Genomic DNA, 23,774 nt, shown 5'->3' on the forward strand with positions numbered 1-23,774 from the left:
AGTGAGGAACCGAATGATCGCAGCGGCTGCAGGTATCGTAACGGCGGCATGGCTTTATTGGATCGGTGCGGCAGCGGCCAAGGAAATCATCGAAGCTTTGCGCAAGCGGCAGCGGCTCCATGGCGGATGGAGGACGAGATTGTTGGATCGGCCGTTTCGCCGTTTGCTCGGCATAACGGAACGTTGGGAGCTCGTGCAGCAGCGGGTAGAAAAGCTGCATCGCCAGCGCACGGTGCTAAACGGCGTGTCATGGTCCATGGATCAAACGAAAGCGGAAGTATCGGCGGCGCTCGGACAAGCCTATTGCGCTTTCGTCGCAAGCGTTTGGTTGTCGTGGTTAGCGGGCGAATCCATGTTGTCCGCCATGGGAGCGGTAATTGCGATCGTCCTAGTGCTTCGCCGCTTCATAGAGGCGGGGCGCGAAGTGGAACGCCGGCGAAGGGCTATCATAGCGGCGCTTCCGGATATGCTGGCGAGGCTCATGCTCCTTGTTGGCGCTGGAGAGACGGTGCAAGGCGCGTTCGCCAAAAGTTTGGAAGGGAAGGAAAACTCAGCGCATCCCCTTCACAAGGAATGGCGGCATACGGTCATGGCGATGAAGAACGGCCAGTCTTTCGGCACGGCCATCGAAAGGTTTAACAGAAGCTGCGCCATTCAGGAGGCGGCGGTATTCACAACGGTCGTCCTGCTGAATTACCACAGGGGAGGCGATCAATTTGTTCTCGCGCTGCGGGAGTTCTCCTATTCGCTATGGGAGAAGAGGAAGGCCGCTGCGCGAACGAGCGGCGAGGAGGCATCCTCCAAGCTTGTTTTTCCGCTGGTCGGCATTTTGTTCATTATGATGGTGATCGTCGCGGCCCCCGCATTCATGCTTATGTCCTAGCAAGTTTTTCGATATCGACTACAGAAAGGAATGAAAGCTGATGAAGAAGCTCATGTTTGGTTGGAAATCGTTCTGGAGGAACGAGCAAGGACTCGGTACGCTGGAAATTATTTTGATTATCGCGGTCGTTATCATCATTGCGCTTCTGTTTAAAGATTGGATCATCGAGCTAATCGAGAACTTAATGGGCAAAGCGGATGACGAAGCGAACCGAATCTTCGAAAATTAGCTGCCGCGCGAAGCCCGGAGCGGGCTTCATGTTTCGTTTGTGCCGAACGCGCCGAGAGGGGTTCCTTGCCCGGGAGGACGGGAGTTTTAGCCTGGAGTCGGCGTTTGTGTTTCCGATCCTGTTTTCGCTTATTCTCCTGTTTTTGTTCGTGGGCATGTTTGTCTATCAGAACGTTGTCGTGACGTATGCCGCTTCGATCACGTCCGAGCGTGCCGCATTCAGCTGGGATAATAGCCGCCGCGATCCGCGAAGCGGGATGCTGTCGGAGAAGGGATACGATGAACTGTACGGCGGGTTACGGGCGGATGGGGCGATCGGAAGTTTGTTCGGGCTGGCGAGCGACGTCGAATCGGCTTCGGTTTTGTTGCCGTCCGATCGGGCGGAGTCGGGAAGCGGAAGTCCGGCGGAGCAAAAACTTGCGAATGCGTCCGATTGGCTCATAGCGGCTGGGCTATCCTACGCGGGTGAGATTTCGCGAACGAATGAAGGACTGCATCGGCTCGTACAGGTGAAGCTGGAGAAACCGATCGGGGCTGCCCTTCTTTATCCGGGGGAAGGATTCAGGATCGGCGATCCATCGGCTGCTTCAGGCGCACTCATTACTGAGCCGGTTTCGTTCATACGCACCATAGACTTGGCGCGTTATTACGCCAATAAGTTCGCGAACGCGTCCGCGACGAATCCAACTACGAAAAAACAAGCTGCGGATGTGCTGGCATCGTACGGTAACGGAAGCCAGCCATAACGAAGCATCAGGGACAGAGGAGGACGAGCATGCGTGTAATCAAATGGCGGCGGCTGTGGTTGAAGGAAGACGGCACGGTGACGATCTTCGCGGTTATTGTACTCTCTTCGCTGCTGCTGTTTTTCGGAACATTGATCGATTACGCGAGAATCATGTCGGTTCAGCTCATGACGGAGGACGCTGCTCGGTCCGGCGTCCGGTCCGTGCTGTCGGCCTACGATGCATGGCTCTATGAACGATACGGATTGTTCGGAAGAGGAGGCACGGAAGGAGAAACAATCTTCAAGGATGTTCTTGAAGGGAATCTCGGGGGAAAGCAGGCCGGCTCCGATGACGATTATGGACTTGCCAGGACGAAAGTCGAATCTGGAAAGCTGAATACGTCAGACGTGCTTGGAGAACATCGCGTTTTTGCAAGACAAGTATTGGAGGAGATGAAATACAAAGCGCCCGTCGACTTTACGCTCGAGGTCGTCGCCAAGTTTGTCCCGCTCGCCCAGTCGCTCAAACAAAGCAGTACCGCCATCGATACGCTCGGCGAGCTCCGCAGACTTTACGAGAAGCGGGAGGCGTTGCTCGAGGGCTCGCTGCTGCTTCAAGAGCAAGCTGCGGAAGCCGTATCAGGCGGCGAGGCGCTTCCGCTCGTGCCGGCCGGAGCCGCATCCGCGGGCAGCAACGGCGAATCCGGCACGGTGCAGCTGCTCTTGGGACGTTTCTCCGAGTATGCGGGATATCTCCTGCTGGATGCCGAGCGAAACGAAGGGAAGGAGCCGGCGTATGCGGACCAAATCCAGTCCTATGAAGACGATGTATCGGCAACAACGCAGCAGCTTCGATCAGCGAGCGCCAAGCTTGAGCGACGACACGCCGAGCTATTGTCCACCGCGAAGCAGAAGCTGGCTCAGGCGGAAGCGGTGAACGACGAAATGAGAAGAGTGGCGAATCGCGCTCAAAATCCGGTTCCCGGCGGTTACGACGGCGTTCAAGGCAAGAAGGTTCCCGGCTCGGAGTCCTATCCGGCCTCGGGGACCGCGGCCGCGGAGATTGAGGAGATTCGCAAGACCGGCGATAGGCTGGTGCGGGAATCTGCATGGTTTACTGCGTATCGGAATGAGCTGAACGAACAGGGGACCGACGGAACGGGCGTTACGAGCGAAATCGACCAAATGTTGTCCCGGCTGTCGCAGGCGATGACAGATCCGCAATTAACGTCGGCGCAGGCGCCTCTCGGTCTGGGCGTCACGGAAATCCAGCTTGCCGTTAACCATTACGAGGCTGCCTACATCGGACAAGCATCCGTACTGGCGAAGCGCAGGACGGAGCTGATGAACGCGGATCTTAAGGGGCAGCTACAGGCGCAAGAAGCCAAGACGGCTTCGGCATGGAAGGAAGCGGGGAGGCTTCTGAACGGCTTGGCTAGCCTGAGAGAGCTGCCGGAGCACAGGGAGCTGTTTTTGCAAGTCAAGCAACGGTTCGAGGACAATCTTCTGTTCAATCAGAAGGGAAACGCGTCGGCCGAGCCAGGGGGACGATTCATGCAAGCGCAAAATGCCGACGAAGCGGTGGAGCTGTCTTCCCGGCAGATGGAAGGTTTGTTCTCGGGGATGTCTGAGATGCTGTCGAAGAGCCGGGACGTTTTTTATTTTGGGGAGTATGCGGCAGGCAAATTCAGCCACTTCGCTCCGCAGCAGCTTTTGGATCTGATGCAGCATGGCGACGTGGAAGGGGTGGCGGAGGCGGCATCCTTCCATAATCAGGAGATGGAATACGTTCTCTACGGATTTCACGACCCTATGGGCAATCTGATCGCGGCTTATGGCGAATTGTTCGGCGCTAGGCTTGCGATCCGCACGATGGAAGGGCTAATCGCAAGCCGAACGCTCGGACACCCGCTGCTCATCTTATCTGCCGCCGTTCTTTACGGGATAGAGAAAACGACGGAAGATATGCTCGCCTTCGCGCAGAAGGGAGCGGCTCCATTGTCCAAATACGTAAAGACCGAGCTGTCCTACCTGGATTACTTGCGGTTGTTTGCGCTGCTCCATGGCGGAAAGGAAGAAGAAAGGCTAGGTCGCATGATCGCGGTTATCGAGCAGAACAGCGATCTGGTATTGGCGCAGGTGCCCACCGGCGTGACCGGAGAAGCAACGGTATCGGTTAAACTATGGTTTCTGCCCAGCGTGACGAAGATGATCGGAAGGTTAGGCGTGTTGAAGGGAAGGGTGAAGGAAGGGCGTTATGAGACGACAGAAACCGTGGGCTGGTCGTATTAAAAGGCTAGGCGCCCGGCTGCCCGAGCGTTCCTTATTGGGCAGAGCGGAAGGCTCCATCGTCATGGAAGCGGCCATCGTGTTGCCGCTCATCCTGCTCGCATTAACTTCGTTCGTGCTGGTCATTTCCTTGTGCACGGCGCAGATGGCGCTGCATTCGGCGGCCGCGCAGACCGCGAGAAGCATGGCTTCGCACATGTATCCCGCCGAGTTGGCGCAGCAAGGTATCGCAAGCGGCCTAACCGGGGCGCTGCCGTCGCTGCCGACTCCAGTCCCGCTCCCTGAATGGGGCGAAGTGGCGGCCGAAGCGGCGGAATGGCTGCCCGACCCTGCGGGAGAGCTGGCAAGCTCAGCGCTTCGCGGCGATTGGGGGCCGTTAGTCGATATGGCCGCGACGGAGCTGGGACGAGGCATCGTCGAGCCGCTAGCTCGCCGATTCGTCGTCGATTCCGTGCTTGATCCGAAGCGAATCAAGCTCGCCAGGCTGACCTTGCCCGATTTGAAAACCAAAGAAACCGCTTATTTGATCGTCGCGCTGCAATACGAATTCCCGGTGAAGATCCCCTTGTTAGGAAAATCAATCGTCCTTCGAGAGCAAGCCTTCGAACGTGTTTGGATTAGCGATGCGGCTGCCGCGTCTTACGGCTCCAAGATCGGAGAAGGCAGCGACATTATGCCGCTGTTGCAAATTGTCTCGATATCGCCGTCGCCGCTCCGGCCCGGGCACAAAGCGACCGTCCTCGTTCGAACGGAGCCGGGCATTTCCGTCTCGCTTGGCGTCATGTATAAGAGCGGAGCAAGCAAGGCGAAGCACTTGGGAGAAGCGACGGCGGACGGCAACGGTTTTGCATCATGGACCTGGCATGTATCGGGCAACACGACGCCCGGGATCTGGCAGCTAACCGTACAAGCTCAATCGAACGGAGGGGAGGCCAGCGTGTCGAAACATTTTGTCGTGGAGAAAAGGGACCGGAGCGAATCCGTTACGGCCGCATCCATAAAGTAAAGGTGGAATGTCATGAGTCTAGCAACGGTGGCAGCATTGCTGCTTTTAACTGCCGCGCTGGCCACGGACCTAACGAAAAAAACGATCCCGAACCGGCTGACGATTCCTTTTTTCGCCGCGGGGATTCTCTTCCACGTTCTGGCGAACGGGATCGCGGGAGCGGGAACGGCGGCGTGGGGGGCGGCAGCGGGATTTCTTCCGTTCCTGCTGCTCTATCTATTAGGCGGAATCGGGGCGGGAGACGTGAAGCTGTTCGGGGCGGCAGGGGCTTGGATCGGCGCCGCGGCTGTCCTTCAATTAATGATGGCGTCGATCGTGTACGCCGGTCTGATCGGACTGATTCTGCTGGCGGCGCGACGGTTCGCTTCGGGCGCGATCGGGAGATTGATAGACTCGCTTATCGTCCACCCTGGCGGCGAGATAAATCGGTCGGGAGCCAACCGGGGTTTGATCAAACGTTCGGGCGCAAGCAAGCGAATGCCGTTCATGATAGCCGTTGCTCCAGCGGTCGTCACGATTTGGCCCATATTTCCATGATCATCGTTAATTTCGAAAAGGGAGGAGAGTATCCATGAAGCCATACCGAATTGATTTTGTAATGGGGCGGGGACATGAAATGACGCTGGACCGGGAAGGAGGCATTCGCCGATCGGATCTGGACGAGCTGGAGATCAACATGCTGAAGTCCCAGCGCATTCCCTGCTTGCTTCCGCTGGAGTGGCTCGAGATGGACGGGAACGTCACATTCCGGTATTCCTTATCGGGGAAGAAGATGCTGCTGCACAAGCTTCAGCATCAGCCGCTAACGATGGAACAATTTTATGGTCTTATTTTGCAGGTTGCAGGCGCGCTTATCGAATGCAGAGATTACATGTTAAGGCCGGAAGGTTGTTTGCTCGGCGATACGTTCATTTTTGCCGGGGAGAACCTTGAAGATTTGTCATTCGTTTACGTACCGCTGAATAGCCGGAGAGAAGAAAGCGCGCAAGGCGACGATTTGCTGGCTTTGGTTGCAAGATGGACGGCTTATGTCGAGAACGTGGATGGAGAAGGGCTTAGGGATATGCTTCAGCTGTTCAACGGCAACCGATGGCCGCTTGTCGAGCTAAGGGAGCTGCTGCTCGATGCGATGGGCAGCCGTCATGCGAAGCGAGAATCCGCAGCTTATGCGGCATCGCTTGTGCACACTAAAAAACATAAGGCAGCGATACCGCCTGGCGGGGGAGCGGGATACGGCGGCGAATATGGCGAAGCCGATGCATATGCGAATCGAATCGATACGGAGCGCCGTTTGCCCGAGACATTTGTTTCGGGAGTCGATAATCCGATCGGCATGGAGGCGCCGGACGCGGATATTGATAATGGGTTCGATTCCGCGAGCGAACGATCCAAGAAGCGCAAGTGGCTATCGGTGACGGCGTTCGTACTTGGGGCGGCATGTATATGGCGATTCGTTTATTTGGGCCATCCGTCAGCGCAAACGCTGCTCGTTAGTTTGGGATTAACCATGCTGCTTTTGGTCGGGGCTGCGTTGCTTTGGAGAAAAGGCACGGAGCTGCTGCTTGCCGACAACGAATCGGATATGAATTCGAATTCGAACGAGCCGTTCGATGCTTTCGAACCGCGATCCGAACCGTTGCAGCAGAAGAGTCGATGGCAAAATCGCCCGAGAATCCGAGAGAGCTTGATAGGGCTAGGAGGGACGACAAGCTCCATTGGCAGTTATGCACTACCCGGAAAACCTCTCGTGGATCATGGTTATGCAGCCGCCTTGAATCGCGGCATGCTTCCGCCAACGGTTGTCCTAGGCGCGAACGAAGCCGGCGGCAGCGCCGATGCACAAGCGGGATTACCGATTATCGTCTTGAAGCGAAGCTGGAACGGAAAGGAAGAGGAAATCCCGCTCGAGTCGGACCGTTTCCAAATCGGCAGGGCTGGCGAAGGCATCGGATATGAAGAAAAGGCGGATGGCGTATCACGGCTGCATCTCGAGATCGTGAAGGAGCAAGGCTGCCACGCGGCCAAAGATTTAGGCTCTCGAAACGGAAGTTTGCTGAACGGGACGATGATGGTTCCTTACAAGTCGTATCCGATAGCGGTCGGCGATACGATTCAACTCGCGGGCAACAAGGGACCCGCTTATCAATTGAAGATAGGCTGAGTCTGGGGGGATTTTCAGTTAGCCTGATGATGGCCGGTTACTCATGGTGGGATTTGACCAGGAGCTGGCGCATGGCTTTATCCAGCGTCGGGTAACAAAAGCGGAAACCAAGCTCCAGCGATTTGGTAGGCAGGGCGCGCTGACCGTCCAGCAGCAGCGTGGACATTTCGCCGAACAGAGCTTTCATGAGAACGGCCGGGACCGGGAACCAATGCGGCCTGCTTAAGGCACGGCCGACCGCTCTGCCGAATTCGTCATTGCTGACCGGCTCTGGAGCGGATGCGTTGACCGGTCCGGACACCGTTTCGTTGTCGAGGCAGAATAAGATAAGCCCGATCATGTCTTCGATATGAATCCACGACAAGCCTTGTTTGCCGGATCCGACCCTGCCCCCGCCGAACAACCGGTAAGGCAGGGCTATCAGAGGAAATGCTCCTCCCTTGCGGGCAAGCACCAAGCCGATTCGAAGCTTCACAAGCCTCGGAACAGGTATGGCGTCGGCGGCTTCTTCCCAATGTTTCACGACTCCGGACAGGAAATCGGTCACGGCGGTTGGGCTGTTTTCATGAAAAACATCGCGTTCGGAAATCCCGTATGCAGAAATGCCGGAAGCGTTCACGACGACCGAAGGTTTGGCTTCGAGCGAGAGAACCAGCTTAGCGACGCGGGCGGCGGCCCATTGGCGGGAACTCAGTACCCGATTCTTGGCCGACTTCGTCCAGCGCTGATTAATGCTTTCCCCGGCCAGATTAACGATGGTATCGATGCCTTCAAGAATGGCCGGTTCCTTCTCCAGCATGTCCCAGCTAACGGAGCGAAGATGGGAGTCGGCGGCTTCTGGAGTCGATGCCGCTTGCCGAGATATGATCCAAACCGTATCGCCGCGTTCAACCAAAGCCTTCACCAAGGCTTTGCCGATAAATCCCGTTCCGCCCGTCACCGCTATCCGCACCGCCATCACTCCGCTTCGTTCTACGATTTTGTTTCGATCTTCGTCAGCCAACGCTGCTTAATGCCTTGCTCGCTGTCAATGACCTTCTCGGTATATTCGAACGTGACCGCCGCGTCTGTCGGCAGCGCCTCGATTACGGGAGCAAGTTCCTCCGTAATCTGATACGAATCGGCGCCTTGATCCGACTTGATTTCTATGGAATTCGGATCGATTTGTCCGGTGTATATGCCTTCGTTGCTGATGATGAGATCGGCAGGTTCTTCGGTAACCGCTTCTCCCTCTGTCGTTGCCGTTTCTTCCGATCGCGGCGTCTCGCCCGAGCCGATCGAGCCAGGCTCTTGAACCCCGTTCTCCTCCGGCAATTGATCGTTTACGCCGGCTTCGGTCGTACCGTTGCCGTTCTGCGCGGGCTTGTCTTGGCCTGCGCCGCATGCGGATACGGTTAGCATGATTGCCAGCATCAGCGCTCCGGCCGTTGCTGCTTTCGTGCGTTTCTTGTTCATTTTGTTCGTCATGGATGAACCACCTCCTGTGTAGTATGACGATCTAGCGAATGGAGAGGTTGCATGAATTTTTTCTCATCCCGCATGATTTGCGGTTCGGCGCCTCTTGCCTATTTGTTGATCAAATGCACGTACGGCGTATAGTCGATACCCTTGCGCTCTAGGAAACTGACCAGGCTCCGGTAATCGCGTTTCGGTGTTGCCCTTATGTACCCTTCGATGCAATGCTCGCGCGTTACGGACGCGGAGCCGTGTTCGATGGCAACTTGGCCGATCTTGGCCGCGATCGAATGTTTGGCGATGTCCCGGAACGCGGTCGGGACCGGGGACACGAGCTCGTCCAGAAACTGCTTGGATTCGTCGTTCCACATGCTGCGGCTGCGTTCGACCCAATAGTTTTGCCAATCGAGCTTGGACTTGCCGTCCCTCATCGGCAGCACCTTCAGGAATTTGCGAAACATAAAGAAACCGCCAACGGACATGGCGAGTACCATCACGATTGCCCAGAACACGATAAAATACATAAACCAGTTTGGCGTTGCGTCCATACCTTACGTCACCTCAATAATGAATTATATCGTATTCCTAGATTTATTTCGACATTCCTTGTAAAATAAGGTTTGATCAACCGAAAGGGGCGTTCAAGTTATGTTGAAAATAGGTTCCCATGTTTCATTTTCGGACAAGGGGCTGCTAACGGCAGCGGAAGAAGCAATCTCGTACGGTTCCAGCTCGTTCATGATTTACACCGGAGCGCCGCAAAACACGCGCCGCAAACCGATCGACACGTTATATATCGAAGAAGGCAAAGCGCTGATGGAGAAAGCCGGCATCGGCGAAATCGTCGTCCATGCCCCATACATTGTCAACCTGGGTTCCTATAAGGACGACACGTTCGAGCTCGCGGTTAACTTCCTGCAGGAAGAGATCCGCCGCACGGACAGCATCGGCGTCCGCAACATCGTACTTCATCCGGGCGCTTACACGGACAAGGACGCGGAGTACGGCATTAACCGGATCGCCGAAGGCCTGAACGAGGTGCTCGCCGGCACGAGCGGCACGGGGGTTAACATCGCTCTCGAAACGATGGCGGGCAAAGGAACGGAAATCGGACGCAGCTTCGAGGAGATCGCGTCGATTATCGAGAAGGTCAAAGACAATCATCGTCTGACCGTATGCATGGATACATGCCATATGCACGACGCTGGCTACGATCTGGTCCATGACCTGGACGGCGTGCTGGAAACGTTCGACCGCATCGTCGGCCTGGACCGCGTCGCCGTGGTTCACGTCAACGACAGCAAAAACCCGAGAGGCGCGGGCAAGGACCGCCATGCTCCAATCGGAGCCGGCTGGCTCGGCCACGAAGCGATCTCGCGCATTATTCGTCACGAAGGGCTCAAGAATCGCCCGTTTATCCTGGAAACGCCTTGGATCGGCAAAGTCGACAAAAAGGAGCGTCCGATGTACGAAGCCGAGATCTCGCTTCTGCGCGGTGATGTGAAGGAGCGCTTCGGCGAAAGCTTCCTTGAGGATGTCGAGAGGCTGCATAGCTTCTTCGGCAAACACGAGATCGACCCGAGATCGTACGTGATCGATACGTGGACGCTGCTGAAAAACGACGCGAAGGCGAAGAAAGCCGACCCGCGCGAACCGATGGAGCGCCTGTACGACATGCTCGAAGTCGAGGGTCCGATATCGTCCGATTTGACGGAGGAGCAAGTGAATCAGCGCTTGACCGCGTGGTTCGCCGGGAAGGATCTTTTGGTAAAAGCATAAGATAACAGGAATGCATGTTCAAATTCGAACAAAATCTACAATAGAAAAGGAAGAATCGTCTGATGTCATCCCAACCTGCAAAAACTTCGAAAGGAAACGGAGGACGCGCTCGGATGCTGATCTCCTGTCCGGACCGTTCGGGCATCGTCGCGGCCGTATCGCATTTCCTCTATGAGCATGGCGCCAATATCGTTTCTTCGGACCAATATACGATGGATCCCGAAGGCGGCATGTTCTTCATCCGTTTCGAATTCGACCTGAACGATCTGGACCGCGAGCTGCCCGTGCTAGTCGAGGACTTCGCGCGCGTGGCCGACCGCTTCCAGATGAAATGGCATACGTTCAGGGCGAGCCGCAAGAAACGTCTTGCCATCTTCGTCTCCAAGGAAGATCACTGCTTGATGGAGCTGCTGTGGCAATGGCGCGCGGGCGAGCTCGATGCGGAGATCGCTATGGTCATCAGCAACCATCCCGACATGCGGGAGCTGGTGGAATCGTTCGGCATCCCGTACCATCATATCCCGGTTACGGCGGATACGAAGGCGGAAGCGGAACGCAAGCAGATGGAGGTCGTGGCGGATAAGGCGGACATCATCGTGCTTGCCCGCTACATGCAGATCATCTCGCCGAAATTCATCGAGCAGTTCCCGAATCGCATCATCAATATTCACCACTCCTTCCTTCCTGCGTTCGTTGGCGGCAAGCCTTACGCTCAAGCGTATAACCGCGGCGTCAAAATTATCGGGGCAACGGCGCATTACGTGACGGAAGAGCTCGACGGGGGACCGATTATCGAGCAGGACGTGCAGCGCGTCACGCACCGCGACAACGTCGACGATCTGAAGCGGATCGGGCGGACCATCGAACGCGTCGTGCTCGCGCGCGCCGTGAAATGGCATATCGAGGATCGCGTCATCGTCCATCAGAACAAGACGGTTGTATTCAATTAATCGCGGGTGATACAATATTCGGAATGAGATTGACCAAATAGGAGGAAACAGAAATGTCAGTCACGCAAAAATCCATTGAACAGCTTTCGATCGATACGATCCGCACGCTTGCGATCGACGCGATCGAAAAAGCAAAATCCGGTCATCCGGGCATGCCGATGGGCGCCGCTCCGATGGGCTATCAATTGTTCGCCAAGGATATGAACCATAACCCATCCAATCCGGAGTGGGTTAACCGCGACCGGTTCGTATTGTCCGCCGGCCACGGCTCCATGCTTCTGTACAGCCTGCTCCACTTGTCCGGTTACGCGCTTCCGATGGAAGAGCTGCAGAACTTCCGCCAATGGGGTTCGCTTACGCCGGGCCATCCTGAGTTCGGCCATACGGCCGGCGTAGACGCAACGACAGGCCCGCTCGGCCAAGGCGTGGCGATGGCGGTCGGCATGGCGATGGCGGAAGCCCATCTTGCAGCCGTCTATAACAAAGAAGGCTATAACGTCATCGATCACTTTACGTACTCCATCTGCGGAGACGGCGACTTGATGGAAGGCATCTCCCATGAAGCGGCATCTCTGGCGGGCCATCTGCAGCTCGGCAAGCTCGTCGTGCTGTACGATTCCAACGACATCTCCCTTGACGGAGAGCTGAATCTTTCCTATTCGGAGACGGTTCAGAAGCGCTTCGAAGGATATGGCTGGCAAGTGCTTCGCGTAGCCGACGGCAACGATCTTGGCGCTTTGACGAAGGCGATCGCGGAAGCGAAAGCCGATACGTCGAAGCCGACGCTCATCGAAGTGAAGACGGTTATCGGCTTCGGCAGCCCGAACAAAGGCGGTAAAGGCGGCCACGCCGGCCCGCACGGCTCCCCGCTGGGCGCGGACGAGACGAAGCTGACGAAGCAAGTATATGGCTGGGACGAGAACCAACAGTTCCACGTGCCGGACGAAGTTCGCGCTCACTTCGGCGAAGTGAAAGCGAAAGGCGAGCAAGCGAACGCGGCATGGAACACGCTTTTTGCTTCGTACAAGGAAACTTACCCGGAGCTGGCGAAACAATTCGAGCTGGCTACGGCAGGCAACCTGCCTGAAGGCTGGGATGCCGATCTTCCTGCCTACACGACGGAAGACAAGCCATTGTCGACGCGCGTCGCTTCCGGCAACGCGCTGAACGGTCTGGCCAAACGCGTGCCGAACTTGGCCGGCGGCTCCGCCGACCTGGAGAGCTCCACGATGACGCATCTGAAAGGGCTGACCCAGTTCAAGCCGGGCAGCTACGACGGACGCAATATTTACTTCGGGGTTCGCGAATTCGGCATGGCCGCCGCGATGAACGGGATTAGCCTGCACTCCGGCATCAAAGTGTTCGGGGGCACGTTCTTCGTGTTCACGGACTACCTGCGTCCTGCCATTCGTCTGGCCGCGCTGATGAATCTGCCTGTCGTATACGTGCTGACGCATGATTCCATCGCGGTCGGCGAAGACGGACCGACGCATGAGCCGATCGAGCAGCTGGCTTCCATTCGCATCATCCCTGGCTTGACGGTGATCCGTCCGGCGGACGCGAACGAAACGTCCGCGGCTTGGGCTTACGCGACGGAGAACAAAGGCAATCCGGTAGCGCTCGTATTGACGCGCCAGAACCTGCCAATTTTGGAAGGAACGGTAACGGGCGCTCGCGAGAACATAAGCAAAGGCGCTTACGTTGTCTCCGATGCCAGCGGCGAACCTCAAGCGCAATTGCTCGCTACGGGCTCCGAAGTACAGCTTGCCGTTGCCGCCCAGAAAGCATTGGCGGAAGAGGGCATCCAGGTGCGCGTCGTCAGCATGCCAAGCTGGGATCTGTTCGAGAAGCAGCCGAAGGCGTACAGAGATTCCGTCATTTTGCCTGGCGTGAAAGCCCGCCTCGCGATCGAGATGGCTCATCCGTTCGGCTGGGAGCGTTACACAGGCGACCAAGGAGATATTCTGGCGATCGACCGTTTCGGCGCTTCCGCCCCTGGCGATCGCGTGATCAAGGAATACGGCTTCACGGTAGAGAACGTTGTCAGCAAGGTGAAAGCACTGCTGTAGAACGGTTGACTTCCTGAGCCTTATCAATAAATGTCCCATCGAGAAAAAGGAGATCAGATCACTCATGTCGCAATTCGAGAATGTAACGGTAATCAAAAAAGCCAACGTATATTTCGATGGCAAAGTAACGAGCCGCGCGGTCGTATTCGCGGACGGCACGAAGAAGACGCTTGGCATTATGTTGCCAGGCGACTATGAATTCGGTACGGACTGCCTGGAAATCATGGAGATTCTGGGAGGCGACCTGAAGGTGCTTCTGCCTGGCGAGACGGAATGGCTGCACATTCAAGGCGAAGGCGAGTTCAAAGTGCCTGCCAACACGAAATTCAAGCTTCAGGTTGCTGAAGTGACGGACTACTGCTGCTCGTATATCTACGAGTAATCCATATTGGGATAAGGGCTGCATCGCTACGGCAATGCAGCCCTTTGCGTTGATGGGGCGCCCACACATAAAATTGCAACTAAGTGGCTCGCCACCCTGCCCATTGGCATGATTGTGTACGAAATTCCAGCTATAATAGTCAATCACCCTGCCCATTGACCTGATTGTGTACGAAATTCCAGCTACATTGGCTCGCCACGCTGCCCATTGACATGATTGTGTACGAAATTCCAGCTACATTGGCTCGCCACTCTGCCCATTGACCTCATTGTGCGCGAAATTCCAGCTACATTGGCTCGCCACCCTGCCCATTGACCTCATTGTGCGCGAAATTCCAGCTACATTTGCCCAGTCCTCCCCGCCCGGCATTGCGATTTCACATAAACGTCATCGCTGCTGCATTGAATTCCGCATGCCAAATGGGCTACAGTTAAGACAACCATGACAAGTCACGACTAGGGGGATTCGATCCATGAAAGAAAAAAATTACACGCCGTTAGTAGCCGTACTCACGGTCGTCATCGTGGCGCTTGTCGCCATTTTGTTCTTCTTGCCGGCTTACGAAGGCGAGATCGGCTTCGACGTCAAAGTGCTGCCGCTGCTGAACGCGATTTTCAACAGCTTTACGTTTCTAACGCTACTTGTCGCGCTGTTCGCGATCCGGAACAAAAACGTAAAAATGCACCGTGCTTTTATCGGCCTAGCGTTCTTGTCCACGACATTGTTCCTCGCCTCGTACGTGACGTACCATTACCTCACCGAATCGACCAAATACGGCGGCGAAGGCCTATTGAGGGGAATCTACTTCTTCGTGCTCCTGACGCATATCGTATTGGCCGTCGTTGTCGTGCCGCTCGCGCTGCTATCCGCCGTCCGGGGGATGACGAACCAGGTCGAGAAACATCGCCGGATCGCGAGATGGACGATGCCGATTTGGCTGTACGTCAGCTTCACCGGAGTAGTCGTGTATCTCATGATATCGCCCTATTATTAAGCGCCGGCAAGCGGGAAACGCGGCTCTTCCATGGCGGGGAACCATACCCTAGAAGCTTGTGTTTGCGGGGTAAATCCGATATTCTTAAAAAATAGTTGGAAACTAGGGGGAAACAGTAACCATGAGCAAAACGGTTCAATTCGATTACGGCAAAGCGCTGGCCTTCATCGGCAAACACGAAATCGACAATCTGACGGAGCAAGTCAAAGCGGCGCACAGCCAATTACATAACGGTACGGGAGCAGGCTCCGACTACCTCGGCTGGATCGATCTGCCGACGAACTACGACAAGGAAGAATTCGCGCGGATCAAACAAGCAGCCGCCAAAATTCAATCCGACTCCGAAGTGCTGATCGTCATCGGCATCGGCGGATCTTATCTCGGCGCGCGCGCGGCGATCGAGATGCTTTCGAATTCGTTTTACAATATCCAAACGAAGGAGCAGCGCAAGACGCCGCAAGTGCTGTTCGCGGGCAACAACATCAGCTCGACTTACGTGACGCATCTGCTTGGGCTGCTCGAAGGCAGAGACTGGTCGATCAACGTCATCTCCAAATCCGGCACGACGACGGAGCCTGCCATCGCTTTCCGCGTCTTCCGCGCGGAGCTTGAGAAGAAGTACGGCAAGGAAGAAGCGCGCAAACGCATCTACGCAACGACGGATCAAGAGAAGGGCGCGCTCAAAAAGCTTTCGAACGAGGAAGGGTACGAATCGTTCGTCATTCCGGACGATGTGGGCGGCCGCTACTCCGTTCTTACGGCCGTTGGTCTCCTGCCGATCGCGGTTGCGGGCATCGACATCGACGCCATGATGCAAGGCGCGGCCGACGCTTCCAAGGAGTACGGCAATCCGAATCTGGCCGAGAACGAAGCTTACCAGTACGCGGCTGCTCGGAACGCCTTGTACCGCAAAGGCAAAGTGACGGAAATTCTCGTCAATTACGAGCCGAACCTGCATTTCGTGTCGGAATGGTGGAAGCAACTGTTCGGCGAAAGCGAAGGCAAGGACTACAAAGGGATCTATCCGGCGTCCGTCGACTTCTCGACCGATCTGCATTCCATGGGCCAGTTCATCCAAGAGGGTAACCGGAACATTTTCGAGACGGTCATTCAAGTGAAGGAAGTGGCGGAGCATATCACGATCGGCCATGACGACGATAACCTGGACGGTCTTAACTTCCTGACGGGCAAAACGATGGACTTCGTAAATAAAAAGGCGTTCGAAGGCACGCTGCTGGCGCATACGGACGGTCAAGTTCCGAACCTGATCGTGAACATCGCGGACATGACGCCGTACACGTTCGGCTACCTGGTGTACTTCTTCGAGAAAGCTTGCGGCATCAGCGGCTACTTGCTCGGAGTGAATCCGTTCGACCAGCCGGGCGTCGAGGCTTACAAGCGCAACATGTTCGCGCTGCTCGGCAAACCGGGCTTCGAGAAGGAAAAGGCCGAGCTGGAAGCGCGCTTGTAGTTCCCGGAAGCGGGAACAAGCGAGATGAATCTAATCAGGTATAGGACGGTCAGGCAAGAAGCTCATAACGAAATCGTGATTAAAAAGTCACGGTTTATCGGTCACGCGAAGCCCGTGCAATCCGAGGAGGAAGCGGTCGCCTACATCGAGGAGATCAAGCGGCTGCACCGGCAAGCCACGCATAACTGCTCCGCTTACGTGGTAGGGGAGCGCGACCAGCACCAGAAGGCGTCCGATGACGGAGAGCCGAGCGGAACGGCGGGCAAGCCTATTCTGGAAGTCATCAAGAACAAGGGATTGAAGAACGTCGCCGTCGTCGTGACGCGGTACTTCGGGGGCATCATGCTCGGCGCCGGCGGCCTTGTCCGCGCCTATACGGACGGCGCCGTCGCGGGCATCGAGGCCGCCGGCGAGATCGAGCTCGTTCTTCACCGGGAAGTATTCGTCGACGTCGACTATACGTGGTACGGCAAGCTAGAGAACGAGCTGCACGGCCGCGGGACGAGAGTGGGCGGCACCGAATTCACGGACCGCGTTATCGTCTGCTGTCTGCCCGAGGAGCCGGAGAAGGAGTCGTTCATTGCGTGGATGACCGATCTGACGCAGGGGCAAGTGACGATCACGGAAGGCGAGAGCCGCTATTATATAGAAGGCGAATAAGAGCAAAAAGGCTGTCTCTAGGGTCTATGATGACCTCGGGGACAGCCTTGTTTCGTCTCCCTGCGTTACGTGGATTCGCGTTTGACCAATGCAGTCGGAAGCAGCACTTCCTGATACACCTCGTCAGGGTTCTGCATGCGCCACAGCAACTGGGAGAATGCCTTGTGCGCGAAGAACGGAATGTCGATATCCATCGTTGTCAGCTTCGGGATACACATTTGAGAGAAATGCGTGTTGTCAAATCCGCAAATCGCGATTTGTTCGGGAATGCGATAGCCGAGCGCCTTCAACGAGGAGCATACATAATAGCCGAATCCGTCATTCAGGCAGAACCATGCGTCAGGCTGCTGTTCGATCGACCGTACGACGGTGTCGATCCTCGTCTCGTCCTCGATCACGTCAACGAATACATGCTCCTGATTGACGGCGGCATCGTGCTCGCGCATGGCCAGTATATACCCTTCCCAGCGCTCCAGATAGCTTGGCGAAGCGTCAATATTCCCAATCAGACCGATCTTGCGATGCCCGAGATCCAGCAGATGTTTAACTGCCATATAAGCGCCGAATCGATTGTTGGTTAACACGGCATCGGATAACAAGAGAGGGTGGTGGTGGTCGATCAATACGCTCGGAATGTCTTGGGCGATCACTTGTTTAATATATTCGGTGCTGATATGCGACAAGATAAAGATGCCGTCCACGCTTCCGTCCTGAATGAAGGAAGGCATGATCAGCCGGTCGCGCATGGATGGAGATACGGATTGAATCATTAAGGTAATGCCGTTTTTTTGCGCTTCGCGTTCAATGGACAAATAGATTTCGCCAAAAAAGTTTTTCATGGAAAAAGCAAATTCGGAAGCAATAAGCCCAATCGTTTTGGTTGGAGCATTGGCGCCGGACACTTGCTTTTTTTTATATTGATAGCCCATCTCGTCGGCGGTCTGGAGAATTTTCATCTTCGTCTCCTCGCTGACGCCGTCCTTGCCCGACAACGCTTGCGATACGGAGTTTTTGGAGATACTTAGGCGATCGGCAATGTCTTGCATCACGACCTTTTGCTTCTTGTTCATAACTGCCCCTCGCTATCCGCATAGTTTCTTTATGTTTTGTAACGTTACAAATCAATATACACTCACTTTGTCAAATTGTAAATGGTATCGTTTTATAAAGCGTTTGCAACTTTTCCTTGACAGCGCTGTCAACTAATTAGATAATGTAATTGTAATTATATTGTAACGTTACAAAAAGAGTTACTTACTTTCATTTAAGAGGGGGATTTCATGTGAACAAACGATTTTCGTTCATGACGGCACTTATGCTTGCAAGTTCCTTGACTATGGCGGCTTGCTCGGGCGGCGGCAGCGGCAAGGGCGACGAAGGAAAGCCGGACAAAAAGGTAGAGATCCGATTGGCGACCTGGGCGGGAGCGGACGAAGCGAAGGAGCTTCAGAAGCTGATTGACGACATTAACGCCAAGTCTACAACGTATACGCTCATTCAAGATTCTAATCCGGCCGAGTACGATACGCGCTTGATTACGCAGCTGACCGGCGGCACCGGCCCGGACTTGTTCTGGATCAACGCGCAGCGGGCGGCGCAATTCGCGGCTCAAGGCGCAATGCTGGACATTACGGATCGGCTAAATGAATCCGATCATCCTGCAGGGCAGCTCGACGATTATTATGAGGCGTCGCTCCAGCCGTTCACGAACAAGGACAAAGTGTACGGTCTGCCGTGGCTGCAACAGCCGGTTATGCTGTATGTGAACAAAGGAATGTTCGATGAAGCGGGCGTCACGTATCCCGACGAGAATTGGACATGGGATGACATGATCGCAGCAGCGACCAAGCTGACGAAGGATGCGAATGGCAACCACCCGGGAGACGCGGGCTTCGACGACAAGTCGACTCAGCAATGGGGCTTCACACTGAATGGCTGGCCGCCTTCTCAAATGTTTATCTGGCAGAACGGCGGAGACGTCCTGACCGAAGACGGCGCTTCTCCGATCGATTCCAAGGAAGCGGTAGAAGCGCTGAACTTCTACGCGGACTTGGTGAACGGGCCGCTGACTCCGCCGCAGCAAATTATTCGCGACCGCGGCTTCGACAAGATGTTCCGCGACGGTCAAGTCGCCATGTTCATGGGCGGCGCGGCCGACGATCTCGATTCAACGATCGAGAACGTGCAGGCGTTTATGGTTCCTGCGGGTCCGACCGGCATTCATGCGACATTCGGCGATATTCTCGGCATGGGCATCAATGCCAAAACAAAACATAAGGATACAGCCGTCGACGCTTTGCTGGACTTGACGGACGCCATCCATCACTGGAAGATCATGCCGCCGCGCGCTTCGCTGGCCGATCTTGAGACGCTGCAGAAGCTGCATCCGAAAAAAACGCATTCCCTGGAAGCGATCATCGCTTCGATGGAATATGCCCGTCCTTACCGCTACTCCGAGCAGTACCCGGATTGGGACAACATTTATTGGACGCAGTTGATGGATCCAATCGTTAACGCAGGGGCTGACCCGGACGATCTGATCGCGAGCGTGAAGCCGTTGTTAGAGGCCGCATTAAAAAAGTGACGAGCCGATAAGAGGGAGGAGGGCGTTGCCTCCTCCCTTTATCATACTGAGAAAGGAGGGGGCGTTATGGACAACCATCTGGCTACGTTGATGCGATGGATTCTGGTGCCGGCGTTATTGCTTGTCATCGGTTGTGTATTGTATTTCGTCTTCTCGAGATTTGGGTGGAAGAAGAAACAAGCGATCGGCCTGGCTCTGGTATCGCCGTGGCTTGTAGGTTTTCTTGTCTTTACGTTGTATCCCTTGGGCAATTCGTTATATCTAAGCTTCACGAAATCAACGATTTTCGGAGGCGCCGAGTGGGTTGGACTGGGCAATTACGTCAAGTTGTTTACTCAGGACGTCGAGTTCTGGCCTTCGGTAAGGGTTACCCTGATGTATGCCGCCTTGTCCTTGCCGCTTGGCGTGATGGGCGCGCTGCTGGTGGCCATGCTGCTAAACAACAAACTGAAGGGCAACGGCACGTTCCGAACGATCTTCTTCTTGCCGGCGGTTATGCCGGAGGTTGCGGTGGCGCTGCTATGGCGCTGGATGTTCAACAGTGAAACCGGAATCATCAATTATGTGTTGTCTCCGTTCTTCCAGTTGTTCGGCATCGATAAACCGAATTGGTTCGGCGATCCGACGTATGTCCTTGGCGCATTTGTCATTATGAGCTTGTGGGGAATATTCGGAACGAACACCGTTGTGTTCCTCGCCGGCCTGCAAGGGGTTCCGCGTTCGTTGTACGAGGCGGCGGAGATTGACGGAGCGGGATCGTTGTCGAAGTTCAAACATATTACAATTCCGCAAATATCGCCGGTTATTCTGCTGCAAGTGATTATGGGCATGATCGGCGCGCTGCAAATTTTTACAATCGCCATGTTTGTGCGTCCGACGTCTTCAGCGGGCAAGTTTATGAATCAACTCGTGTACGAGCGCGGGTTTACGCAATTGCAAATGGGTGAAGCCTCGGCAATCGCCTGGGTGTTGTTCGTCATCATTCTGGCGATGACGCTGCTTGTATTCCGATCCAGCCCTGCATGGGTTCATTATGAATCGGATGTCAAACGATAGGAGGCAATCTCATGGAAAATAGATATTCCGCTCGGACGCGGGCGTTCTCCGGCAAGCGGGTCAGAGCCATTAATCGCGTCTTGATCTACGGCATCGTCGTCTTTCTTGCCGTCGTCATTCTTGTTCCGTTCTTCTGGATGGTATCGACCGCCTTGCAAGCCGAAGGGGATATATTCGCTTGGCCGCCGCAATGGATCCCGGATCCGCCGCAGTGGCATAACTTCGTCGATGCTTGGACGGCAATGCCGTTTAATCAATATTTGTTTAACACCGTCTTTATTGTGGCGCTCGGGATCACGGCGGAGCTGGCCAGCGCCACGATCGTCGCCTATGGCTTCGCGAGGTTCCGTTTCCCTGGCAGCGACTTTCTGTTTCTCGTGTTGCTGGCGACGATGATGCTGCCGTTTCACGTCACGCTGATTCCGACCTTCCTCATCTGGCAGGAATTCGGTCTGGTCGGACAGTTTGATCCGCTGGTGCTGCGGGCATGGACGGCTTGGGGGCCGTTTTATATCTTCTTGCTTCGCCAATTTTTTCTTACGCTCCCGCGCGAATTGGACGATGCGGCCGAGATCGACGGCTCGAACTTCTTCCAGACGTTCTATCACATCATGCTTCCGCAAGTGAAGCCGGCGTTGATGGCAGTCGCCATATTCGCCTTTCGAGGCTATTGGAACGACTTTCTCGGCCCGCTCATTTATTTGTCCAACATGGAGCTGTATACGCTGAACGTCGGCATGTATTTCTTTATGGGCGGCGTTAACGAAGCGCCTCAATGGAATTATTTGATGGCAATGTCGACACTGGTTGCGCTGCCGGTGATCCTGCTGTTTTTTGCGGCGCAGCGCTATTTTATCGAAGGTATCACGTTTACGGGCATTAAAGATTAAGTTTGGGTTTACGGATAGGAGGAGCTACATTGATTATAGACAAAACAATAGAAATTACACGATTCGCAGGCAATCCGATCATAACGCCAAAGGACATCAAGCCGTCTTTCCCGGACTGGGAGGTGCTTGGCGCATTTAATGCAGGCGTCGCGCAGCATGGCGACGAGACGATTCTGCTCGTTCGAGTAGCAGAACGTCCCGTTCAAGCGGATCCGCGCAAGGCGCTTGTTCCGGTGCTGAACTGCGACCGGGTAGAGGGCCATGCCGACATGCCCGTTATGCGTACGATTGAACTCGACCGGAACGATTCGGAGCTGGACTTCTCCGATCCTCGCGTCATTCGCGATCTGGAAGGAAATACGTTGTATTTGACCTCGATTTCGCATCTGCGCGTTGCGCGCAGCCGGGACGGCGTAAGCTTCGAGATCGACGAGCGCCCGACAGTCTTGCCTGAAGGGCCGATGGAGAGATGGGGGATTGAAGATCCGCGGATAACGGATTTGAACGGCAAGTATTACATTGCTTACAGCGCCGTATCCGACAAAGGCGTTGCCGTAGGGATGATGACGACCGAAGATTTTGTCTCCTTCCGGCGGGAAGGCATGATCCTGGCGCCGACGAACAAAGATGTGGCGTTTTTCCCGGAAACGATCGGCGGCAGCTACTACATGCTGCACCGTCCGGTTCCCGAAGGGCTAGGCGAGCCGGAGATGTGGATCGCCTCGTCTCCCGACCTGAAGCATTGGGGCGGCCATCGTTTCCTGATGGGACTTAGGTCCAAGAAGTGGGACGACACACGAATCGGAGCGGGCTGCGTACCGATCAAGACGGAGGACGGCTGGCTCATTCTGTATCACGGGGCGGACCGCGATAACCGGTATTGTTTGGGAGCTGCGCTGCTGGATCTGCAAGACCCGGGACGAGTCATAGCCAGAATGGACGAACCGTTTATGACGCCGGAAGCGGATTACGAGACAAGTGGATTTTTCCAAAATGTCATCTTTGCATGCGGCACAGTCGTGAACGTTGGCCAAGCGATCATGTATTACGGCGCGGCCGACGATTCGATTGCATGCGTTTCGTTTGAGCTTGAGCCGCTCATGAGTTTGTTAAGAAGAAGCGAACAGAGAGGAGCTGCACGGTCATGACGGCATGGCGAGAGGGCAGGACACAAGCTTGCAGCGAGCTGCTCGCGGCTTACCGAGCCGGCGGCGGCAAAGCCGGGCAAGCGGAGAAAATCGTGTTTGACGGAATGGGCGATCGGGATGTTTACAACATTGCCGCACCGTTCGAAGACGAGGGAGAGCTTGTAATCGCCGGCCGCGTGGAAAGCCGGGACAGCGAGGAATCGGAGATCTGGTTTTTTATCCGTCGCGGGGAGAAATGGGTGCCGAAGGATGGTGCGCCCGTGTTCAAGCTGCAGGACCCGTTCCATACCCGAATTGGAGGGCTGCTCGTATTCGGCGGCGTGCAGACTTTCCCCCACCCCGAAGTGGAGAATGCGCTCAGCTGGCGAACCGTCTTCTACAAGGGCGACGGCATTGCGAGCTTGGAACGATTCTATGAAGGTCCCGATCAAATGAAGGATTTGCGTCTGGTCGAATTGGCGGACGGCAGCGTCGGCGTATTCACCAGACCGCAGGGATCCAAAGGCGGCAGAGGGAAAATCGGTTATACCGCCGTTCCTTCGCTGGAGCGGTTGACGAAGGAGGTTGTGCTCGAGGCGCCGCTGCTGGAGCAGTTCCTGGACGAAGAGTGGGGCGGAGCGAACGAAATTCATTTGCTCGCGAACGGGAAGTTGGGCGTGCTTGGCCATGTTGCCTGCTTCGACGAACGCGGAGACCGTCATTATTATCCGATGGTATTCGCATACGATCCGCTGACAGGCGCTTATACGGAGATGAGCCTCGTCGCGGAACGAGCGGATTTTGTGGAGGGCCCGACAAAGCGCGATGATCTAAAGGATGTTGTGTTCAGCGGCGGCATTGTGCGCCTTCCCGAAGGCAAGGCCGAATTGTATGCAGGCATCAGTGATGCCGAGGCTCAGAAGATCGAAATTGAGGATCCGTTCATCGGATTTGAATAATAACGACGTCAGCCCCTGCGGAATCCGCAGGGGCACATTAATGCTATAAGCATAAACTATAGCATCGATTCATTTTTCTTAAATAACCATTGACTTCCTTTAGG

Annotated in this window: 23 protein-coding genes; 19 read left to right on the forward strand and 4 right to left on the reverse strand. The window is 55.4% G+C overall.

What is annotated here, in order from left to right:
- Positions 1 to 13 precede the first annotated feature (13 nt).
- Genes RB620_RS12840 through RB620_RS12870 form a run of 7 tightly spaced genes read left to right on the forward strand, consistent with a single transcriptional unit; the run spans position 14 to position 7,294 of the window.
- A complete protein-coding gene (locus tag RB620_RS12840; protein WP_308094873.1) occupies positions 14 to 883 on the forward strand; it encodes a type II secretion system F family protein in 870 nt (289 codons plus the stop codon).
- Between the two features lie 40 nt (positions 884 to 923).
- Positions 924 to 1,112 carry a Flp1 family type IVb pilin gene (locus tag RB620_RS12845; protein WP_308094875.1) on the forward strand — a complete coding sequence of 63 codons (189 nt, stop codon included), beginning with the start codon at positions 924 to 926 and terminating at the stop codon, positions 1,110 to 1,112.
- A gap of 28 nt (positions 1,113 to 1,140) precedes the next feature.
- Positions 1,141 to 1,857, forward strand: coding sequence for a TadE/TadG family type IV pilus assembly protein (locus RB620_RS12850; RefSeq protein WP_308094876.1), 717 nt, complete (start codon positions 1,141 to 1,143; stop codon positions 1,855 to 1,857).
- 29 nt (positions 1,858 to 1,886) lie between these two features.
- Positions 1,887 to 4,130 carry a TadE/TadG family type IV pilus assembly protein gene (locus RB620_RS12855; protein ID WP_308094878.1) on the forward strand — a complete coding sequence of 748 codons (2,244 nt, stop codon included), beginning with the start codon at positions 1,887 to 1,889 and terminating at the stop codon, positions 4,128 to 4,130.
- Positions 4,096 to 5,133: a TadE family protein gene (locus RB620_RS12860; RefSeq protein WP_308094880.1), complete on the forward strand. Its 1,038-nt coding sequence runs from the start codon at positions 4,096 to 4,098 to the stop codon at positions 5,131 to 5,133. Before RB620_RS12855 ends, RB620_RS12860 begins: the two co-directional genes overlap by 35 nt.
- 12 nt (positions 5,134 to 5,145) lie before the next feature.
- The gene (locus RB620_RS12865; protein WP_308094882.1) at positions 5,146 to 5,670 is read left to right on the forward strand and encodes a prepilin peptidase; all 525 of its coding nucleotides are present in this window, start codon (positions 5,146 to 5,148) and stop codon (positions 5,668 to 5,670) included.
- A 34-nt stretch (positions 5,671 to 5,704) separates the two neighbouring features.
- Positions 5,705 to 7,294, forward strand: a complete 1,590-nt coding sequence (locus RB620_RS12870) for a DUF6382 domain-containing protein (RefSeq protein ID WP_308094884.1) — start codon at positions 5,705 to 5,707, stop codon at positions 7,292 to 7,294.
- Between the two features lie 37 nt (positions 7,295 to 7,331).
- Here RB620_RS12870 and RB620_RS12875 read toward each other — a convergent pair whose 3' ends face one another.
- From RB620_RS12875 to RB620_RS12885, 3 genes are all read right to left on the reverse strand, one after another.
- Positions 7,332 to 8,246: a TIGR01777 family oxidoreductase gene (locus RB620_RS12875; RefSeq protein WP_374121404.1), complete on the reverse strand. Its 915-nt coding sequence runs from the start codon at positions 8,244 to 8,246 to the stop codon at positions 7,332 to 7,334.
- A 20-nt stretch (positions 8,247 to 8,266) separates the two neighbouring features.
- On the reverse strand, positions 8,267 to 8,761 hold the full coding sequence (locus RB620_RS12880) for a hypothetical protein (RefSeq protein ID WP_308094887.1): 495 nt from the start codon (positions 8,759 to 8,761) through the stop codon (positions 8,267 to 8,269).
- 98 nt (positions 8,762 to 8,859) lie between these two features.
- On the reverse strand, positions 8,860 to 9,297 hold the full coding sequence (locus RB620_RS12885; RefSeq protein ID WP_308094888.1) for a DUF2621 domain-containing protein: 438 nt from the start codon (positions 9,295 to 9,297) through the stop codon (positions 8,860 to 8,862).
- 100 nt (positions 9,298 to 9,397) lie between these two features.
- On the opposite strand from RB620_RS12885, the gene RB620_RS12890 reads away from it, so the two are divergent.
- From RB620_RS12890 to RB620_RS12920, 7 genes are all read left to right on the forward strand, one after another.
- Positions 9,398 to 10,528, forward strand: coding sequence for a deoxyribonuclease IV (locus RB620_RS12890; protein ID WP_308094890.1), 1,131 nt, complete (start codon positions 9,398 to 9,400; stop codon positions 10,526 to 10,528).
- Positions 10,529 to 10,641: 113 nt separating this feature from the next.
- Positions 10,642 to 11,478, forward strand: coding sequence for a formyltetrahydrofolate deformylase (purU, locus tag RB620_RS12895; protein ID WP_308094891.1), 837 nt, complete (start codon positions 10,642 to 10,644; stop codon positions 11,476 to 11,478).
- A gap of 53 nt (positions 11,479 to 11,531) precedes the next feature.
- Positions 11,532 to 13,547 (forward strand): transketolase, encoded by a 2,016-nt coding sequence (gene tkt / locus RB620_RS12900; protein WP_308094893.1) that lies wholly within the window; start codon positions 11,532 to 11,534, stop codon positions 13,545 to 13,547.
- Positions 13,548 to 13,611: 64 nt separating this feature from the next.
- Entirely contained in the window at positions 13,612 to 13,929 is a 318-nt protein-coding gene (gene ppnP / locus RB620_RS12905) for a pyrimidine/purine nucleoside phosphorylase (RefSeq protein ID WP_308094894.1), read from the forward strand.
- 472 nt (positions 13,930 to 14,401) lie between these two features.
- On the forward strand, positions 14,402 to 14,923 hold the full coding sequence (locus tag RB620_RS12910; protein ID WP_308094895.1) for a DUF420 domain-containing protein: 522 nt from the start codon (positions 14,402 to 14,404) through the stop codon (positions 14,921 to 14,923).
- 121 nt (positions 14,924 to 15,044) lie between these two features.
- The gene (locus RB620_RS12915) at positions 15,045 to 16,394 is read left to right on the forward strand and encodes a glucose-6-phosphate isomerase (RefSeq protein ID WP_308094897.1); all 1,350 of its coding nucleotides are present in this window, start codon (positions 15,045 to 15,047) and stop codon (positions 16,392 to 16,394) included.
- Positions 16,395 to 16,418: 24 nt separating this feature from the next.
- A complete protein-coding gene (locus RB620_RS12920; RefSeq protein ID WP_308094898.1) occupies positions 16,419 to 17,054 on the forward strand; it encodes a YigZ family protein in 636 nt (211 codons plus the stop codon).
- A gap of 65 nt (positions 17,055 to 17,119) precedes the next feature.
- Here the strand turns inward: RB620_RS12920 and RB620_RS12925 are convergent, their stop codons facing one another.
- Positions 17,120 to 18,124, reverse strand: coding sequence for a LacI family DNA-binding transcriptional regulator (locus tag RB620_RS12925; RefSeq protein ID WP_308094900.1), 1,005 nt, complete (start codon positions 18,122 to 18,124; stop codon positions 17,120 to 17,122).
- A 212-nt stretch (positions 18,125 to 18,336) separates the two neighbouring features.
- On the opposite strand from RB620_RS12925, the gene RB620_RS12930 reads away from it, so the two are divergent.
- The 5 genes from RB620_RS12930 (at position 18,337) to RB620_RS12950 (ending at position 23,670) form a co-directional block, all read left to right on the forward strand.
- Positions 18,337 to 19,638, forward strand: coding sequence for an ABC transporter substrate-binding protein (locus RB620_RS12930; RefSeq protein WP_308094902.1), 1,302 nt, complete (start codon positions 18,337 to 18,339; stop codon positions 19,636 to 19,638).
- Between the two features lie 66 nt (positions 19,639 to 19,704).
- On the forward strand, positions 19,705 to 20,694 hold the full coding sequence (locus tag RB620_RS12935; protein WP_308094903.1) for a carbohydrate ABC transporter permease: 990 nt from the start codon (positions 19,705 to 19,707) through the stop codon (positions 20,692 to 20,694).
- 11 nt (positions 20,695 to 20,705) lie between these two features.
- Complete coding sequence (locus RB620_RS12940; protein WP_308094906.1) at positions 20,706 to 21,584, forward strand: carbohydrate ABC transporter permease; 879 nt, start codon at positions 20,706 to 20,708, stop codon at positions 21,582 to 21,584.
- Positions 21,585 to 21,613: 29 nt separating this feature from the next.
- Complete coding sequence (locus RB620_RS12945) at positions 21,614 to 22,732, forward strand: glycoside hydrolase family 130 protein (RefSeq protein ID WP_308094908.1); 1,119 nt, start codon at positions 21,614 to 21,616, stop codon at positions 22,730 to 22,732.
- A complete protein-coding gene (locus tag RB620_RS12950; protein ID WP_308094910.1) occupies positions 22,729 to 23,670 on the forward strand; it encodes a DUF1861 family protein in 942 nt (313 codons plus the stop codon). Before RB620_RS12945 ends, RB620_RS12950 begins: the two co-directional genes overlap by 4 nt.
- The last annotated feature ends 104 nt before the right edge of the window (positions 23,671 to 23,774 follow it).

The organism is Paenibacillus sp. LHD-117, from assembly GCF_030929555.1.
GTDB lineage: Bacteria > Bacillota > Bacilli > Paenibacillales > Paenibacillaceae > Pristimantibacillus.